Annotated in this window: 16 protein-coding genes; 6 read left to right on the forward strand and 10 right to left on the reverse strand. The window is 68.2% G+C overall.

Going from position 1 to position 17,595, the window contains the following annotated elements; translation table 11 throughout:
* Positions 1-1,203: PAS domain-containing protein (locus ASE31_RS08305; RefSeq protein WP_162261389.1), on the reverse strand; the 1,203-nt coding region annotated here is incomplete at its 3' end.
* 364 nt (positions 1,204-1,567) lie between these two features.
* Here ASE31_RS08305 and ASE31_RS31505 point away from each other — a divergent pair.
* From ASE31_RS31505 to mutS, 3 genes are all read left to right on the forward strand, one after another.
* Positions 1,568-2,026 carry a DUF2141 domain-containing protein gene (locus ASE31_RS31505; protein WP_235514350.1) on the forward strand — a complete coding sequence of 153 codons (459 nt, stop codon included), beginning with the start codon at positions 1,568-1,570 and terminating at the stop codon, positions 2,024-2,026.
* A gap of 23 nt (positions 2,027-2,049) precedes the next feature.
* Positions 2,050-3,579, forward strand: a complete 1,530-nt coding sequence (locus tag ASE31_RS08315) for a carotenoid oxygenase family protein (RefSeq protein ID WP_057201171.1) — start codon at positions 2,050-2,052, stop codon at positions 3,577-3,579.
* A gap of 98 nt (positions 3,580-3,677) precedes the next feature.
* On the forward strand, positions 3,678-6,299 hold the full coding sequence (mutS, locus tag ASE31_RS08320) for a DNA mismatch repair protein MutS (protein WP_057201174.1): 2,622 nt from the start codon (positions 3,678-3,680) through the stop codon (positions 6,297-6,299).
* A gap of 160 nt (positions 6,300-6,459) precedes the next feature.
* Here mutS and ASE31_RS08325 read toward each other — a convergent pair whose 3' ends face one another.
* The 8 genes from ASE31_RS08325 to ASE31_RS08360 form a co-directional block, all read right to left on the reverse strand.
* The gene (locus ASE31_RS08325) at positions 6,460-7,443 is read right to left on the reverse strand and encodes a tripartite tricarboxylate transporter substrate binding protein (protein ID WP_057201175.1); all 984 of its coding nucleotides are present in this window, start codon (positions 7,441-7,443) and stop codon (positions 6,460-6,462) included.
* 119 nt (positions 7,444-7,562) lie between these two features.
* Complete coding sequence (hpaI, locus tag ASE31_RS08330) at positions 7,563-8,375, reverse strand: 4-hydroxy-2-oxoheptanedioate aldolase (protein ID WP_057201177.1); 813 nt, start codon at positions 8,373-8,375, stop codon at positions 7,563-7,565.
* A 6-nt stretch (positions 8,376-8,381) separates the two neighbouring features.
* Positions 8,382-9,185 (reverse strand): 2-oxo-hept-4-ene-1,7-dioate hydratase, encoded by an 804-nt coding sequence (gene hpaH / locus ASE31_RS08335; RefSeq protein WP_057201179.1) that lies wholly within the window; start codon positions 9,183-9,185, stop codon positions 8,382-8,384.
* Positions 9,186-9,191: 6 nt separating this feature from the next.
* Entirely contained in the window at positions 9,192-9,647 is a 456-nt protein-coding gene (locus ASE31_RS08340; RefSeq protein ID WP_057201180.1) for a 5-carboxymethyl-2-hydroxymuconate Delta-isomerase, read from the reverse strand.
* Positions 9,648-9,657: 10 nt separating this feature from the next.
* Complete coding sequence (gene hpaD / locus ASE31_RS08345; protein WP_057201182.1) at positions 9,658-10,575, reverse strand: 3,4-dihydroxyphenylacetate 2,3-dioxygenase; 918 nt, start codon at positions 10,573-10,575, stop codon at positions 9,658-9,660.
* A gap of 2 nt (positions 10,576-10,577) precedes the next feature.
* Positions 10,578-12,035 carry a 5-carboxymethyl-2-hydroxymuconate semialdehyde dehydrogenase gene (gene hpaE / locus ASE31_RS08350; protein WP_057201184.1) on the reverse strand — a complete coding sequence of 486 codons (1,458 nt, stop codon included), beginning with the start codon at positions 12,033-12,035 and terminating at the stop codon, positions 10,578-10,580.
* 4 nt (positions 12,036-12,039) lie between these two features.
* A complete protein-coding gene (locus tag ASE31_RS08355; protein WP_057201186.1) occupies positions 12,040-12,825 on the reverse strand; it encodes a fumarylacetoacetate hydrolase family protein in 786 nt (261 codons plus the stop codon).
* Entirely contained in the window at positions 12,822-13,529 is a 708-nt protein-coding gene (locus ASE31_RS08360; protein ID WP_082604078.1) for a fumarylacetoacetate hydrolase family protein, read from the reverse strand. The genes ASE31_RS08355 and ASE31_RS08360 overlap by 4 nt, the downstream gene beginning before the upstream one ends.
* 143 nt (positions 13,530-13,672) lie before the next feature.
* On the opposite strand from ASE31_RS08360, the gene hpaR reads away from it, so the two are divergent.
* Positions 13,673-14,134, forward strand: coding sequence for a homoprotocatechuate degradation operon regulator HpaR (hpaR, locus tag ASE31_RS08365; RefSeq protein WP_082604101.1), 462 nt, complete (start codon positions 13,673-13,675; stop codon positions 14,132-14,134).
* A 64-nt stretch (positions 14,135-14,198) separates the two neighbouring features.
* Here hpaR and ASE31_RS08370 read toward each other — a convergent pair whose 3' ends face one another.
* Positions 14,199-15,365, reverse strand: a complete 1,167-nt coding sequence (locus tag ASE31_RS08370) for a S9 family peptidase (protein ID WP_235514351.1) — start codon at positions 15,363-15,365, stop codon at positions 14,199-14,201.
* A gap of 355 nt (positions 15,366-15,720) precedes the next feature.
* On the opposite strand from ASE31_RS08370, the gene ASE31_RS08375 reads away from it, so the two are divergent.
* Together ASE31_RS08375 and ASE31_RS08380 are read left to right on the forward strand one after the other, a co-directional pair.
* On the forward strand, positions 15,721-16,548 hold the full coding sequence (locus ASE31_RS08375) for a proteasome-type protease (RefSeq protein ID WP_057201192.1): 828 nt from the start codon (positions 15,721-15,723) through the stop codon (positions 16,546-16,548).
* A gap of 208 nt (positions 16,549-16,756) precedes the next feature.
* The gene (locus ASE31_RS08380; protein WP_057201194.1) at positions 16,757-17,575 is read left to right on the forward strand and encodes an alpha/beta fold hydrolase; all 819 of its coding nucleotides are present in this window, start codon (positions 16,757-16,759) and stop codon (positions 17,573-17,575) included.
* The last annotated feature ends 20 nt before the right edge of the window (positions 17,576-17,595 follow it).

A 17,595-nucleotide genomic window follows, 5' to 3' on the forward strand; every position in this document is an offset into this window, starting at 1 on the left:
CATGGTGAAGCCATGGGAGATCACCGAACCATCGGCCTCGCGGTGCGGGATGGCGTTCGTCATGTGCCAGCGGATGCTGCCGTCGGGCATGCGGACCCGGTACTCGCACTGCCAGGGCACGAGCTTGCGCACCGACTGCAGGGCCGAGCGCTGCAGGGCCTGCAGGTCCTCGGCCAGCACCCAGTTGGAGAGCACGCCATGGTCGGCTGTCACCTCGTGTGGCTCCACCCCCATGAAGTCGCGCACCGCATCGCTGATGTACTGCACGCTGGTGACGCCGTCCAGGTGCAGGCGGTACTGGTAGATGAAGCCCGGGATGCGGCTGGCAATGCGCTGGATGAACAGCAGTTGCTCGCGCAGTTGCTCGGCGGCGCGGCGCTCGTCGGTCACGTCCTGCACCACGCCCATGTCCACCCGCATGCCGTCCTTGGCAATGAGCCGGCGCACGCGCGAGCGCATCCAGCGGACCTCGCCATCGGGGCGCTTCCAGCGGTACTCGACATCGGCACCGGTGCCGCGCTCGCGCGCGGTCTCGAACACATGGCGGTCTTCGGCCAGGATGCCGCTGACGGCACGCTCGGGGCTCACCCATTCCTGCCGCTCCACGCCCGCAATGTCGCACAGGCCGGGGGACCACAGCAGCACCGTCTCGCCCGGGTCCTCGATGCGCCGCCAGTGCCCGGTCTGGGCCAGGCTTTCCATGGTGTTGAAGACGTCGGTCTGCTCGCGCAGCTCACGCCGCACATCCTGCAGCGCGTGCTCGGACGCGGCCAACGCAGCGCGCAGGCTCTCGGCCTCGCTCGCATCGCGCACCGTGACGACGATGGAGCCGTTGTCGAGCCGGCGCGCCGACACGTCCCAGGCCACCAGCAGCCGCCCCGGCTCGCGCGCCACCTGGCGGCATTCCAGCAGCATGCCGGTGCGCGCCACGGTCTGCAGTTGGTCCACCAGGTTGGTGCTGGCCAGCAGGTCGAAGACATCGACCGCATCGGCGCCGCTGGCGCGCACGCCCCCCATGCCCGGCATGCGCCGTGCGGCGGCATTGGCCGCGCGCAGCAGCAGCCTTCCATCCTGCGGACGGAATTCCATCAGCGCCACGGGCACGGCATCGAGCAGGGCTTGCAGGCGCGCCTGCGCCGAAGACTCCACGAAGTCTTCACTGGCACCCGCAAACAGATCGGTCAGGAGTTCGGCAGAAATCACAGTCGCTCTGAAACCTCTCACAAACGGTGGGCCGCACATGGTCATGGCGGCGGCAGCCACCAATGTACACCGCAAAGTATGTCAAAACGTAACAACCACAGGTCGCATATTTTGTCAGGGTAATACCCGGTGGCGCCCGGACACATGTTCCCACGTTCTGTCGCCGGGGCACGCTTATTTCTGTGCAGGTCGCGCGCGCAATCACCGGCACCGGGCAGCGGCGGCACCGCCACCGGCGCTCTGCCACCCCCTTTCGCGCCGTGCCTGCGCCACTTCGTCGCACGCCAGTGGCAGTAGGGCTAGGCCATTCCTACAGTGCGGGCAGTGGAGGCACGGTGTCTCCATCCACCCTGGAGAACTGCACATGACGATGGCTTCACCCCCTTTGACCGCCCTCAACCTTCTACCCGCTGCGCGCGCCCTGGCACTGGCCGGCGCATGCCTGGCGCTGGGCAACGCATACGCGCTGGACCTGACCGTGGAGGTGAACAACACCAAGGCGGACAAGGGGCCGGTGCTGGCTGCGGTCTACGGCTCCGCCGACGGCTGGCTGAAGTTCAGCAAGGCGGTGCAGAGCGGCATGGCCCCGGCGTCGGGCGCCAAGACCGTGCTGGTGCTGCGCGACCTGCCCGCCGGCAGCTATGCGCTGTCGCTGTACCAGGACGAGAACGGCAACGGCAAGCTCGATACCAACCTGGTCGGCATGCCCCAGGAGCGCACCGGCTTCAGCCGAGACGCCCAGGGCAACATGGGCCCGCCTCGCTTCCAGGACGCAGCCATCGAGCTGCAGCAGGACACCACCATCACCATCCAGCTGCGGTGAACGGCACACCAGGAGCACGCACCATGGACCGACGCCTCTTTTGCCAGTCACTGGCCCTGGGAACCGCTGGCAGCGCGCTGGGCGCCCTGCCCTTTTCTGCAGCACACGCTGCTGGCGGGCCCGAGTCCGGCGCCACGCTGAGCGCCTTCAACGAGCGGCGCAGCGGCGCGCCCTGGACCCTGGGCTTCGAGGGCCTGCAGGCCGACCTCGCGCCCCAGCCCATGCAGCTGCGCGGCAAACTGCCCAAGGACCTGCGCGGCACCCTGCTGCGCAACGGCCCTGCGCAACACAGCCTGGGCGATGTGCGCTACCAGCACTGGTTCGACGGCGACGGGATGATCCAGCAATACCGCTTCAGCGACCAGGGCGTGCGGCACCAGGCGCGCTTTTTGCGCACGCAGAAGTTTCTGGCGGAGAACGCGGCCGGCCGGCGCCTGTACCACAGCTTCGGCACCCAGGTGGCCGGGGGCAGCCCCATGGTGTCGGCCGATGCGGGCAACGTGGCCAACACCAGCGTGGTGCACCACGCGGGCGAAACCCTCGCCCTGTGGGAGGGCGGCTCGGCCACGCGGTTCGATGCCGACACCCTGGAAACCGGGGCCCTCAAGACCTGGACGCCGGAACACGCGGGCATGCCCTTCTCGGCGCACCCCAAGATCGGTGCCGACGGCACGCTGTGGAATTTTGGCGTGAGCAGTGCCCATGGCCTACTCTCGATCTACCAGGTATCGGCCCAGGGGCAGGTGCGCACCGCCACGCTCCAGGTGCCGGACATGGCCATGGTGCACGACTTCGCGGTGACCGAGCAGCACCTGGTGTTCCTGCTGCCCCCGCTCGTCTTCGACCTGGACAGGGCCCACGCCGGCAGCACCTTCCTGGACAGCCATGTCTGGAAGCCACAGCTGGGCATGCGGGCGCTGGTGCTGCACAAGGACCGGCTCGATCAGCCGCAATGGATGGAGTTGCCCACCGGCTTCCTGTTCCACACCGGCAACGCCTGGGAGGACGGCAAGGGAGTCATCCACCTGGACTACATCCGTTCGGACGACGACTCGGCCATCAACCGGGGGTTTCGTGGGCTGATGCGCGGCGACTTCCAGGGCGAGCCATCGCTTGCCGTGGCCCTGGTCGAACTCGACACGCGCACCGGCCGCGCGCGCCAGACGCTGCAGGCGCACCACGCCGAGTTCCCGCGCATCGATCCGCGCTTCGTCGGCCGCCGGCACAGAGAGCTTTTCATGGCCGAGCGGGTCGCCGTGTCGAATCGCCCAGGCTTCGACTGCGTCGCGCGGCTGAATGTAGACACCGGCAAGGTGGACCGCTACCGCTACGGCACCGACGTGATGGTCGAGGAGCATGTGTTCATCCCCGCGAGCACGGCCAGCGCCAGGGAGGGCGAGGGCTGGCTGGTGGGCACGGCGCTGGACCTGCTCCGCCGTCGCACGCTGCTATCGGTGTTCGACGCCCGCCGGCTGGCCCAGGGCCCGCTGGCACAGGGCAGCATGGACCGGGCGGTGCCCCTGGGTTTTCACGGCACCTTCATCCCGGCCTGATGGAGGGCCTGCCCGGCACCGCCATCTTGGCGGGCCGGTCTGCGCGATAGACTCGGAGCCCCCCGGAGAACCCGGGGCGCACCCCGTCTTGGATTCAGATGACAAACACCGATCTCTCCGCGCACACCCCGATGATGCAGCAGTACTTCACCCTGAAGGCTGCACACCCGGACACGCTCGTCTTCTACCGCATGGGCGACTTCTACGAGCTGTTCTATGCCGACGCGGAAAAGGCCGCCCGCCTGCTGGACATCACGCTGACCCAGCGCGGCCAGTCCGGGGGCCAGCCCGTCATCATGGCCGGCGTGCCCTTCCATGCGCTGGAGAACTACCTGGGCCGGCTGATCAAGATGGGCGAGTCGGTCGCCATCTGCGAGCAGGTGGGCGACGTGGCCACCGCCAAGGGGCCGGTGGAGCGCAAGGTGGTGCGCGTGGTCACCCCCGGCACGCTGACCGATACCGAGCTGCTCTCGGACAAGGCCGAGTCCATGCTGCTGGCCCTGCACCAGGGCCCGCGCGGGCGCGCCGGCCTGGCCTGGCTGAGCGTGACCCAGGGCCGGGTGTACCTGGCCGAATGCGCGCAGGACGAGGTGGGCGCCTGGTTGGCGCGCGTGACGCCCAGCGAGGTGATCTACAGCGCCGGTGTGACCGAGCGCTTCGAGCAGCAACTGCAGGTGCTGCGCCAGGGCGGCGCCTTCACCTGCCCCATGGGCCCCCGGCCCGACTGGCAGTTCGACGCCACACTGGGCGAGCGCAAGCTGCTCGAGCACCTGGGCGCGGCCAGCCTGCAGGCCTGGGGCGCGCAGGAACTGACCCAGGCGCATGCGGCCGCCGCGGGCCTGCTGGCCTATGCCGAGCACACCCAGGGCCGCACCCTGACCCACGTGCACAGCGTGCAGGTGCAGCGCGGCGACGACCTGATCGACCTGCCGGCCAGCACGCGGCGCAACCTGGAGATCACGCGCACGCTGCGCGGTGAGGATGCGCCCACCCTGTTCTCTCTGCTCGACACCTGCATGACCGGCATGGGCAGCCGCCTGCTCAAGACCTGGCTGCTGGAGCCCCCACGCGACCGCACGGCCGCGCGACAGCGCCTGGCCGCCACCACCGCCCTGCGTGGCGCGGGTGGGGCCGGTGGCGGCGCCGGCCCCTGGGCCACGCTGCGCGGCGAACTCAAGGGCGTGAGCGACGTGGAGCGCATCACCGCGCGCATCGCCCTGCGCCAGGTGCGCCCGCGCGAACTGGTGGGCCTGTGCAAGACGCTGCACAAGGCGGCCCTGCTGGCGCGTGCCGGCCAGGCGGCCGAGCCCTACCTGGCGGAGATCTTCGAACAGATGCACCCGCCGGTGGACTGCCCCGAACTGCTGCAGCGCGCCATCACCGAAGAACCCGCCGCCCTGGTGCGCGACGGGGGGGTGATGGCCACGGGCTTCGACAGCGAGCTCGACGAGCTGCGCGCCATACAGACCAACTGCGACGACTTTTTGCTCGACCTGGAGACGCGAGAGAAGGCCCGCACCGGCATCGCCAACCTGCGCGTGCAGTTCAACAAGGTGCACGGCTTCTACATCGAGGTGACCAGCAGCAACCTGGACAAGGTGCCCGATGACTACCGCCGCCGCCAGACGCTGAAGAACGCCGAGCGCTTCATCACGCCCGAGCTCAAGACCTTCGAGGACAAGGCACTGTCGGCCAACGAGCGTGCGCTGGCGCGCGAGAAATGGCTCTACGAGCAGGTGCTGGACCAGCTGCAGCCCCACGTGCCCGCCCTCACCCGCCTGGCCCAGGCGCTCGCCGCGCTCGACGTGCTGTGCGCGCTGGCCGAGCGCTCGCTCACCTTGAACTGGTGCGCCCCGCAGTTTGTGGCCGAGCCCTGCATCGAGATCGAGGACGGCCGCCACCCGGTGGTGGAGGCGCGGCTGGCCGAGGTCTCGGCCGGCAGCTTCATCGCCAACCACACGCGGCTGAATGCGAATACGCGCATGCAGGTCATCACCGGCCCCAACATGGGTGGCAAGTCGACCTACATGCGCCAGGTGGCGCTCATCGTGCTGCTGGCCAGCATGGGCAGCCACGTGCCGGCCAGCGCCTGCCGGCTGGGGCCCATCGACGCCATCCACACGCGCATCGGCGCGGCGGACGACCTGGCCAACGCGCAGTCGACCTTCATGCTGGAGATGACCGAGGCCGCGCAGATCCTGCATGCCGCCACGCCGCACAGCCTGGTGCTGATGGACGAGATCGGCCGCGGCACCAGCACCTTCGACGGCCTGGCCCTGGCCAGCGGCATCGCCACACACCTGCATGACAAGACGCGCGCCTTCACGCTGTTCGCCACGCACTATTTCGAGCTGACCGAGCTGCCCGCCAAGGCGCGGCATGCGGTGAACATGCACGTGAGCGCGGCCGAGGCGGGGGCGGACATCGTCTTTCTGCACGAGATCCAGCCCGGCCCGGCGAGCCGCAGCTACGGGATCCAGGTGGCCAAGCTCGCGGGCGTGCCCGGTGCGGTGCTGAACCACGCGCGCCATGCGCTGGCCGCACTGGAAGAACGCGCGGGCGAGGATGAACTGCAGGTGGACCTGTTCGCCGTGCCGGCCATGCCCGAGAGCGCGGGCGCAAGCCCGGTCGAGGCGCTGCTGGCCAGCATCCACCCCGACGCGCTGAGCCCGCGCGAGGCGCTCGACGCGCTCTACCAGCTCAAGAAGCTGGTGGGATAGCCGACATGATTCCCACAAGAGGACCGGGCTTTCAGAGCGCTTGACGCCGCCGACCGCTCAACAAACTGGCGCTGCGGTGGCCAGGGCCGCCGCGCAAGGGCCGCCCCGCCGCGCTGGGGGCGTCCCCCTGTAGGGGGAAGACGCGAAGCGGCTCAGGGGGTCATTCCAGTTTCAGGCCGATGTCCTTGATCAGTTGGCCCCAGCGCGCACGCTCCACCTTGGCGTAGGCGTTCATCTGCTCGGGGGTGCCGGGCACGGCCTCCACGCCCAGGGTCTGGAAGCGGGCCTTCACCGGGGTGGAGTTCAGGGCCTGCTGCAGGGCGGCGTTCAGGCGCTGCACCTCGGCTGCGGGCATGGAGGCGTTGACCGACAGGCCCTGCCAGGCAAACGCCTCGAAGTCCTGGAGGCCCTGCTCCATCAGCGTGGGCACCTCCGGCAGGGTGGCCATGCGTCTGGCGCTGGCCACCGCGATGGCGCGCAGGTTGCCGCCCGTGATGTTGGGCATGCCGCCCGCAGACTCGACGAACATGCAGGGCACCTGGCCGCCCATGATGTCCTGGATGGCGGGCGTGACACCCCGGTAGGGCACATGCGTCATCTTCAGGCCCGTGCGCTGGCGCAGCAGCTCCATGGCCAGGTGGTGCGGCGTGCCGGCGCCGGGCGATGCGAAGTTGACGCCTTCGGGCTGCGCCTTGGCCCAGGCGACGAACTCCTGGAAGTTGCGCACCGGCAGCTTGGGCGAGACCACCAGGATCAGCGGAAAACGCACCAGCATGCCCACGGAGGCGAGGTCCTTGTCCACGTTGTAGCTGAGCTTGCTGTACAGCCAGGGGTTGGTGGCCAGTACCGCGTAATCGCCCGTGAGCAACAGGTTGCCGGGGGTGGACGAGCGCGCCACGTAGTCTGCCGCGATGTTGTGCGCGGCGCCGGGCTTGTTGACCACCACGATGGTCTGGCCCAGGGTCTTGCCCATCTGGTCGGCCACGGTGCGGGCGACGATATCGGTGCCGCCCCCGGGGGACATGCCCACCACCCATTCGAGAGGGCGGCGCTCCTGGGCGCCGGCGCCCGGGGACATGCTGGACATGGCCAGGGCGGCAGCGGTGCACAGTGCGGTGCGACGGGTCGGGTGGGTGCTTGGCATGGGTTGTCTCCTCACAAGGTGATGGTTTGAAAAATCGCAGGGACCGTGAAATTCATTTTTTAATTAACTAGCTAAATCACTAATTACAGCTCGCGGCACGGGCGCGGGGCATGCCGCGCTCAGTACGGGCTGGCCGCGGCCGGCTGTGCCTGCGGCACCAGGCGGTTGCCGAAATGGCCGGCCAGCTCGGTGGCGGCGCGCACCAGCAGCGTGGTGTCCACCCCCACGGCGACAAACAGCGCCCCGGCATCGAGGTAAGTCTGGGCCAGCGCCCGGTCCGCCATCAGGATGCCTGCGGCCTTGCCGGCGCGGCGCACGGTGGCAATGCCATCCAGGATGGCGCGCTGCACCTCGGGGTGCCCAGGCTGGCCGCGATGGCCCATGGATGCCGACAGGTCGGCCGGGCCAAAGAACACGCCGTCCACCCCATCGGTTGCGGCGATGGCCTGCAGGTTCTGCAGCGCCAGCGGTGTCTCGGCCTGCACCAGCAGACACATCTGGTCGTTGGCGCGGTTCAGGTAGTCCTCCACCTGGTTCCAGCGCGAGGCGCGGGCCAGGGCCGCGCCCATGCCGCGCATGCCCTCGGGCGCATAGCGCATGGCGCCCACCATCAGCGCGGCCTGCTCGGGCGTATCGACCATGGGGATGAGCAGGGTCTGCGCGCCCACGTCCAGGTACTGTTTGACCAGGGCCACGTCGCCCTGTACCGGGCGCACCACGGGCTGCACCGGGTAAGGCGCCACTGCACGGAGCTGCTCGAGCACCGTGCGCACGTCGTTGGGCGCATGCTCGCCGTCGAGCAGCAGCCAGTCGAAGCCGCAGCCGGCCAGGGCCTCGGCGGCGTTGGCGTCGGCCAGTCCGACCCACAGGCCAATCTGTGGCTGGCCGGCGCGCAGTGCGTTGCGGAAATGGTTCTCGGGGATTTGCTGCATGGCGGCCTACGCGAAGCGGAAGGACACCGAGCCCAGCGGCCCGTAGTCCACGTGAAAGTTGTCGCCCTGCACCGCGGCCACGGGCCGCGTGAAGGAGCCGGCCAGCACCACATCGCCCGCATTGAGCTGCTCGCCGTGCGGCGCGATCTTGTTGGCCAGCCAGGCCACGCCCGTGGCCGGGTGGTTGAGCACGGCGGCGGCCAGGCCTGTCTCTTCGATCACGCCGTTCTTGTGCAGCAGGGCGCCCACCCAGCGCAGGTCCACGTCCATGGGTTTCACGGGCCGGCCGCCGAGCACGATGCCGGCGTTGGCCGCAAAGTCGGAGATGGTGTCGAACACCTTGCGCATGGCCTTGGTGTCGCGGTCGAACTGCTCGATGCGCGCATCGATGATCTCGATGGCCGGCACCACGTAGTCGGTGGCCGAGAGCACGTCGAACAGCGTGACGCCCGGCCCCTTCAGGGGCTTGCCCAGGATGAAGGCCAACTCCACCTCCACGCGCGGGGCGATGAATCGCTCGAAAGGGATGTCGCCACCGGCGTCGAAGAACATGTCGTCCATCAGCGGCGCGTAGTCAGGCTCGGCGATCTGGCTGGCCTGCTGCATGGCACGCGAGGTCAGGCCGATCTTGCGCCCCTTGATCGTGCGGCCGTCGGCCTGTTCGAGCTGGACCCATGCGCGCTGGATGGCGTAGCCATCCTCGATGGTCATGTCTGGGTATTGCGTCGAGAAGTGGTGCAGCTGCGTGCGCTGCTTGCGCGCCTGGTAGAGCTGCTGCGCCAGGGCGGCGATGGTGTCGTTGGAAAGCATGGATGGTCAGCCCTGTGCAGGCTTGTTGAACAGGGGATGCAGGGAGCTGTGCCTGGCGTCGAAGACTTCGGGGCCCTCGTCGATTTGCAGGGTGACACCGATGGGGCGCAAGGGCAGCAGCGGCGCGAAGTGCGCCTGGGCCACGGCCGACAGGGCCTGGCCCACGGCCTGGTGCGCGGCCGCGCTGCGGCCCCGGCCCATGCGCAGGTTGAGGTAGGCGAAGCCGTAGTCCGGTGCCACGCCGCCCGCGGGCTGCGCCTCGCCGTCATCGGCCACGGCATGGTGCGCGGCCGGGTAGGCCAGCACGCGGATGCCGCCCGTGGGGAATACCGGCCTGCCCACTTCGTCCACCTGCTGGCGCATGGTGCCTGCCAGGGCGCGGCACAGCGCGGTCATGTCGCTGCCGCCCTGTGACACGGGCCGGTCCAGGTCCGGGGTGTAGAGAATCACCAGGTGGGGCATGGCGCGCTCCTCACAGCCGGCTGGCCGATGGCTGCTGGCCCGATGCCTGGGGCCCTGGCACCGCCGCACCCGTCTGCGGCGTGACCGGGAACACGGCATTGATCTGCCCCGTGCCCGAAGCGCCGAAGTACGGCGTGAGCACCTCGGCGCGGCCCGCGTAGTCCGACCAGCCCAGGGCACCGATCAGCATGGCCGTGTCGTGCATGAAGCCCTCGCCATGGCCCTTGGCCGCGTATTCGGGCAGCATGGCGCAGAAGGTGACCCAGTCGCCCGCCTCCCACATCTGGACCACGCGGTGGTCCAGCGTCTCCAGAAACGGGCTCCAGATCTTCGTGGCGAACTCGGGCGCCGTGCCGTTCTGCGCGAAGCGGTGGCTCAGGCTGCCGCTGGCCAGAAAGGCCACGGTGCCGTCGTAGTGTTCCTCCACGGCCTGGCGCATGGCCCAGCCCAGGCGAGCGCTGTCGTTGAGGTAGTGCACCTGGCACAGGGCCGAGACCGAGACCACCTTGAAGTGCTGGTCCGCATTCATGTAGCGCATGGGCACCAGGGTGCCGTACTCGGGCGCCAGCGTGGTCGCGGGGTGGGCCAGCGTCTCCACGCCCTGTGCGCAGCAGGCCTGGGCCAGCAGGTGGCCCAGCTCGGGGTTGCCCGGGAAGGCGTACGGGAGGTTGCTGATGAAGTGCGGCAGCTCGTTGCTGGTGTACACGCCCTCGAAGCGCGGTGCGCAGTTGATGTGGTAATTGGCGTTCACCAGCCAGTGCGTGTCGAACACGACGATGGTGTCCACTCCCAGCTCGCGGCAGCGCCGGCCGATCTCCACATGGCCGTCGATGGCCGCTTGGCGAAAACCCTTGCGCGGGCCATCGAGCTCGCTCAGGTACATGGACGGCACGTGTGTGATCTTGGCCGCCAGTGCGAGTTTGCCCATGCTCAGACTCCCCAGTGTGGAATGTGGTGGTTGCCCAGCGAGACAGCGACGTTCTTGGGCTCCAGGAACACCTCGTAGCTCCAGGTGCCGCCCTCGCGCCCCGTGCCGCTGCCCTTGGTGCCACCAAAGGGCTGGCGCAGGTCACGCACGTTCTGGCTGTTGACGAAGCACATGCCGGCCTCTATGCCTGCGGCCACGCGGTGGGCGCGGCCGATGTTCTCGGTCCACACGTAGCTCGACAGGCCGTACTGCGTGTCATTGGCCAGGCGGATGGCCTCGGCCTCGTCCGCAAACGGGATCAGGCAGGCCACGGGGCCGAAGATCTCCTCCTGCGCGATCTTCATGCGGTTGTCCACGTCGGCGAACACGGTGGGCTGCACGAAGTTGCCCTTCTTCAAATGGGCCGGCAGGTCCGGCGCCTCCAGCCCGCCGCACAGCAGGGTGGCGCCTTCCTTGGGGCCCAGCTCGATGTAGCTGCGCACCTTGGCCAGGTGGGCCGGGCTGATCATAGGGCCGATGGTGGTCTTCTCGTCGAGCGGATCGCCCACCACGATGCGGCGGGCACGCGCCGCGAACTTCTCGGCGAAGTCGGCGTAGATCGACTTCTGCACCAGGATGCGCGAGCCCGCAGTGCAGCGCTCGCCGTTGTTCGAGAAGATCATGAAGATGGCGGCATCGAGCGCACGGTCCAGGTCCGCATCATCGAAGATGACGAAGGGGCTCTTGCCACCCAGCTCCATGCTGAACTTCTTGAGGCCGGCCGCCTGCACGATGCGGTTGCCCGTGGCGGTGGAGCCGGTGAACGAGATGGCGCGCACGTCGGGGTGGGCGCACAGCGGCTCGCCGGCCTCCTTGCCAAAGCCATGCACCACGTTGAGCACGCCGGCCGGGATGCCGGCCTCCAGCGCCAGCTCCCCCAGGCGCGCAGCGGTGAGCGGCGACAGCTCGCTCATCTTGAGCACCGCCGTGTTGCCGAAGGCCAGCGCTGGCGCCACCTTCCAGGTCGAGGTCATGAAGGGCACGTTCCACGGCGAGATCAGCGCGCACACGCCCACGGGGTGGAACAGCGTGTAGTTCAGGTGTGTGGGCGTGGGGTAGGTGTGGCCGTCCACGCGGGTGCACATCTCTGCAAAGTAGTAGAAGTTGTCGGCGGCGCGCGGGATCAGCGCCTTGCCGGTTTGGGCGATGACCTGGCCGGTGTCGCGGGTCTCGGTGTTCGCGATCTGCGGTACCTCGGCAGCGATCAGGTCGCCGAGCTTGCGGACCAGCTTGGCGCGCTCGGGCGCGGGCAGGCCGGCCCAGGCGGGGAAGGCGTCTTTGGCGGCGGCCACGGCGGCGTTCACCTCGGCCGCGCCGCCGCTGGCCACCTCCGCCAGCACCTCCTGGGTGGCGGGGTTGACGGTCTCGAAGTAATCGCCGCCGGGCACGGCCTTGCCGGCGATCAGGTGGTCTATGCGCATGGGATCAGGTCTCCTCTGTATTGATGTTGAACGCTTCGTCGCCCACGATGGTGTTGACGAGGCGACCGATGCCGTCGATCTCGGTCACCACCTCGTCGCCCACGTTGACGTTGACCACGCCCTCGGGCGTGCCGGTGAGGATCACGTCGCCCGCGCGCAGGGTCATGAAGCTGCTGAGGTAAGCGATCAGTTCGGGGATGTCGTTGACCATATTGCCGGTGTGCCCCTGCTGGGTCACTTTGCCGTTGACCAGGGTGCGCAGAGTCAGGGCATGCGGATCGGGCACGTCCGCCGCGTCCACGAACCAGGGGCCGAGCACCGTGCAGGTGTCGCGGTTCTTCACGCGCAGGTTGGGGCGGTACCAGTTCTCCAGGTAGTCGCGAATGGCGTAGTCGTTGCACACGGTGTAGCCGGCCACATGCTGCAGGGCATCGGCCTTGCTCACGTTCCGCGCGGTCTTGCCGATCACCACGGCCAGCTCGCACTCGTAGTGCATGAAGGCCACGCCCGCAGGGCGGCGGGTCTGGCCCTTGTGGCCGATCAGCGCGCCAGGGCCCTTGAGGAACACCAGGGGCTCATCCTTGGCGGTGACGGTCAGCTCGCCCGACAGCTCCTTGAGGTGGTCGGCATAGTTCAGGCCCAGCGCGATGATGGTGCCCACCTCGAAGGGTGGCAGCCAGATCACGGCGTCCTCGGCCAGCACGCGGCCGTCGGCCAAGCGGATCTGGTGCGCGCCGTGCGGCGTGGCCTCATGGATCGCGCCGGCATAGGCAACTTTCGCCCGCTTCATGGCGCGGCTCCTTCGGCGATGAAATGGTTGTCGAGCTGGCCCAGGCCGTCGATCTGGATACGGGTTCGCTGCCCGGCACGCACACGCGGCGCCCCGGCCGAGGCGCCCAGCAGCAGCACGTCGCCGGGCGAGAGGGTCATGAAGGCGCTGACCTCGGCCAGCAGCCGCGCCACAGGGCGAATGCGCTCGCCCGTGGTGGCCTGGTGCACCAGTGCACCGTCGACGTGGACCCGCACCGCGAGCGCATCGGGGTCGTCGATCTCGCTGCGCGGCACCACGCGGGGGCCGATGGGGCAAAAGCCGTCACGCGCCTTGAAGCGGACCGAGGGGCGGTAGAACGAATCGTGCGGCACACTGATGTCGCCCACGATGGTGTAGCCGGCCACATGCTGCATCGCCTGCCCCTCGGGCACGCCGCAGGCGGTGCGGCCGATCACGATGCCCAGGCAGGCACCGACCTCCAGCTCCGACGCATCCGCCGGGACCTCGATGGCATTGCCATGCCCGGCCAGCGTGTTGCGCGGCTTGATGTACAGGACCGGTGCGAGCGGTGCTGCGTTGTAGGGCGGCTTGCTGGCGGCTGCCGCCATTGCAGCCAGGGCGGGTGCGTGGTTGAGCAGCACGCCATAGACCGCGCCGGACAGGCGAAAGGGCGCGACGTCGAACTCCATCCGGCACGGAGCGGCGTAAGGGGTCTGGTACATTGCTAACATGTGAGTAGTTTATTTACTAACATGCTAGTAAGTCAATCGCCCACCTGTTCCTTTTTCTCCGGGTTTGTACTGAGGGTTGCTGCAACTGCGGTGGCCCGCCCCACCGCTTTCAAGGATGATTCCGCCCCATGTCCATGGATTCCCCATCTGCGCAACTGGTCCATCGCAACCTGCCGCTCTTGTTCCTGCAGGCGCGCGAGAGCGTCTTTGCGCGCTTTCGGCCCATTCTTCACACGGTCGGACTGACCGAGCAGCAGTGGCGCGTGGTGCGCGCCCTGCTCGACCACGGGCCGCTGGAGCCGCGCCAGATCGGCGACATCTGCCGCCTGTCCAGCCCGAGCCTGGCCGGCATCCTGGCACGCATGGCGGACCTGGGGTTGGTGCTGCGCGAGCGGCTGGAGCATGACCAGCGCCGGGTGATGGTGTCGGTCACCCCGCAGGGCAAGGCATTGGCGGCGCAGCTCGCGCCCACCATCGAGGCGACCTACCGCGCGCTGGAGGAAGAGATGGGCGTGGAATTCATCGCGCAGCTGTACGCCACGCTCGATGCGGTGATCGCGCGGCTCGGCGAAGCGCCTGCGGGCGACGAGGGCTGAAGATCGCGCGCTATCGCTGGCAGTACGGATGCCGCCCCACCCCGAGGCGGCACCCGTGGAGGGATCAAAGATCCTGTGCCAGAGGCGCCAGCTGGCCCAGCATGAAGTTGATGAACGGCGGCACGCAGCCGATGTGGCTGGAGGGCACGGCGGTGCAGTCAGTCAGGGTCACGAGGTCGCCGGCGCCCTGGGCGCGCATGGCCTGCAGCGTGGTGACCGAGCTGCCATAGGGCACGGTGATGTCGTCGCGGCCGTGGTACAGGCGCACGGGCACCTGCGGCTTCCAGTCGTGCACGCTGCTCACGCGCGCCACGGCCTGCACGTCGTCGGCCAGGAAGTTGTCGATGAACTGGTTGTCGAAGGTCACGTCGGCCTCATCGGGCAGCAGGGCTTTCAGCAGGGCGCGGCGCACCTCGCGCTGCACGCTGCCGCCCAGGTAGCGCAGGAAGCCGGGGTTGATCAGCGCGCCGAGCACAGGCTCGCGATCGCGCACCACGTTCACCAAGCCATCGAGCGTGGCCTGCACGTTGTAGGGCCCAGCCCCCACCACCACCATGCGCAGGGCCTGGCGCTCGGGCGCCGTGCCGGCCTGCAAGGTGCGGTGGGCCGCCATGGTGGCGTAGCCGCCTTCGGAGTAGCCGGTGAGGAACAGCTGGCCGTTGTCGGCCGCATTGCCCTGGCTGCGCCAGGTGCGCGCTGCCGTCAGCATGTCCAGCGTGGCCGCCGCCGTGGGGCCCGAGAGCAGGTAAGGATGCGCCACGCCCTTGGAAACGCCGTAGCCCACATAGTCCGGCGCCACGACGATGTAGCCCAGGGAAGCCATCACCACCGCGACCTCGGAACCCACCGCGTTGTTGCTGGGGGCTTCGGCGCTCGTGAAGATGGTGCCGTGCTGGTAGCCCAGCACCGGGCTTTTGGCGCCCAGCGCCTTGACGGGCACACTGACCAGGCCCGATGCGCGCACCTCCCGCCCCTGGGCGTCGGAGGTCAGGTACTCCAGCCGGTAGGAGGTGACGGAGTAGCGCGGCACGATGCCCTGCACCTTGGAGGCGTCCTTGGCGAGCGCCTCGGTGATCTGGGCCGGGGTGATGGTGTTCAGCAGCGCAGCCGATTTGAGGTCGCCTGCCGCAGCGATCGGCGGCGGCACCGTGGCGTCACCATCGCTTTTGTTGTCACCGCCACCGCAGGCGGTCAGCGCAATGGCCGCAGCCACCAGAATGCTGCGCGGCACGAGCGCAGGCCTTGCAAGGGTAGGAAATTGGAACAAGGTACCGCCTTCAGGTATGAGTTGTGAACGATGGTAAGCATGGCGGCGCGAATTCACGTCAGCCAACACGCCGTGGGGATGTCAGATTTTGTGTCCTGTGGGCAATGGCGTCGCCTGGGGAAAGTGCTTCGCGGCGGATTGGCCATAAAATCGGGGGTTGCCACTGCGCCGCCTGGCACTTTAGCTATTGTTTTTGAAACGCCCCGGCAGCGCCGATGCCCAGGCTGGTGCACACTGCAGGGCCTAAGAGCCTAGCCAAGCCCCTCGCTCCGTCGATTGGCGCCCCACAATGCCTTCCTTTTTGCCGACCTAAGCCTCCATGACGTATTGCGTCGCCATCAAACTCAATGCCGGGCTGGTTTTCCTGTCCGATTCCCGCACCAATGCGGGCCTGGACCAGATCAGCTCGTTTCGCAAGATGATGCTGTACGAGAAGGCGGGCGACCGCTTCATGGTGCTGCTGTCCGCGGGCAACCTGTCCATCTCGCAATCGGTGCGTGAAATCCTGCAGACCGAGCAGATCATCGACCGCGACGAGGAAGAACCCATCACCATCTGGAACGCCAAGAGCATGTTCGACGCCGCGCGCGTGCTGGGTGCCGCCGTGCGCCATGTGCACGAGCGCGATGGCGCAGCGCTCAAGCGCTCGGGTGTGGACTTCAACGTGTCCATGGTCTTCGGCGGCCAGATCAAGGGCGAGGGCATGCGCCTGTTCCAGGTGTATTCGGCCGGCAACTTCATCGAGGCCACGTCCGAGACGCCCTACTTCCAGGTCGGCGAGTCCAAATACGGCAAGCCCGTGCTGGACCGCGTGCTCACACCCGAAACCCCGCTGGACGAGGCCGCCAAATGCGCCCTGGTGTCCATGGACAGCACGCTCAAGTCCAACCTCTCGGTGGGCCTGCCGCTCGATCTGGTGGTGTACGAGGTGGACCGCTTCGCCACCGACAAGATCATCTGCATCGACGAGCACAACCCCTATTTCCGCATGCTGCACGACAACTGGGGGCAGAAGCTGCGTGAGGTGTTCGACAGCATCGAGGACCCGGCCTGGGGCGGTGGCGACACGACCGTGCCCATCATGGTGAACCCGTCGCGCAGCAAGGCGCTCAAGAAGATCACCAACCACTTGGACAAGCTCATCTGAGAAGGTGAGAACGAATCCGCCATACCCGCTCATGCTGCGAAAACACGCCCGCTCGTCGTTGCAAATGCGCGCCATAGCCCGAGCTATGGCTGTGCTTTGCGCCTAGATCGAACGCGTTTTCGCAACCTGCTCGGGCACGTCGGATCCATTCCCACCTTCTGCGTGCCGGGCGCGCCTGCCGCCGTGCCCCCCTCCCGTTTCCCCCTCTATGCTCCCTATCGTCTTCTCGCACGCCAACAGTTTCCCTGCGGGCACCTACCGCCTTCTCTTCAAGCTCCTGCGCCAGCGCGGCTTCGACATCAGCGCGGTGGAGCGGTACGGACATGAGCCCGAGTACCCGGTCTCCAACAACTGGCCGCACCTGGTGCAGCACCTGGCGGATTTTGCGGGCCAGCAGGTGGAGCGCCTGGGGGAGCCGGTCTTTTTGGTGGGGCATTCGCTGGGCGGTTTTCTGAGCGTGATGGCGGCGGCGCGCCACCCGCACCTGGTGCGCGGCGTGCTGCTGATCGACTCGCCGCTGATCGGCGGCTGGCGCGCCAATGCGCTGGACGTGGCCAAGCGCACCCAGGTGGTGGGCTCCATCTCGCCCGGCAAGGTCAGCCGCCAGCGGCGCTTTTCCTGGGCCAGCAGCGACGAGGCGCTGGAGCACTTTCGCCGCAAGAAGGCCTTTGCGCGCTGGCACCCCGAGGTGCTGCAGGACTACATCACCCACGGCCTGGCCGACCAGGACGGCAAGCGCGTGCTGGGTTTCGACCGCGCGGTGGAGACCGCCATCTACAACACCCTGCCCCACAACCTGGGCCGCTTGCTCAGCAGGCACCCGCTGCAGTGCCCCGCCGCCTTCATCGGCGGGCGCGATTCCGAAGAAATGAAGCAGGTGGGCATGGCCATGACGCTGCGCGTCACCGAAGGCCGCACCATGATGCTCGACGGCAGCCACCTCTTTCCCATGGAACAACCCCTGGCCACAGCCGCCGCCATCGAGGCCTCGCTGCTGAATCTGGCCGCCGTGGTCGCACACGGCTAAGCCGCTGTACCGGCCTCCTG

It is taken from the genome of Acidovorax sp. Root217 (assembly GCF_001428645.1).
Classification (GTDB): Bacteria; Pseudomonadota; Gammaproteobacteria; order Burkholderiales; family Burkholderiaceae_C; genus Acidovorax.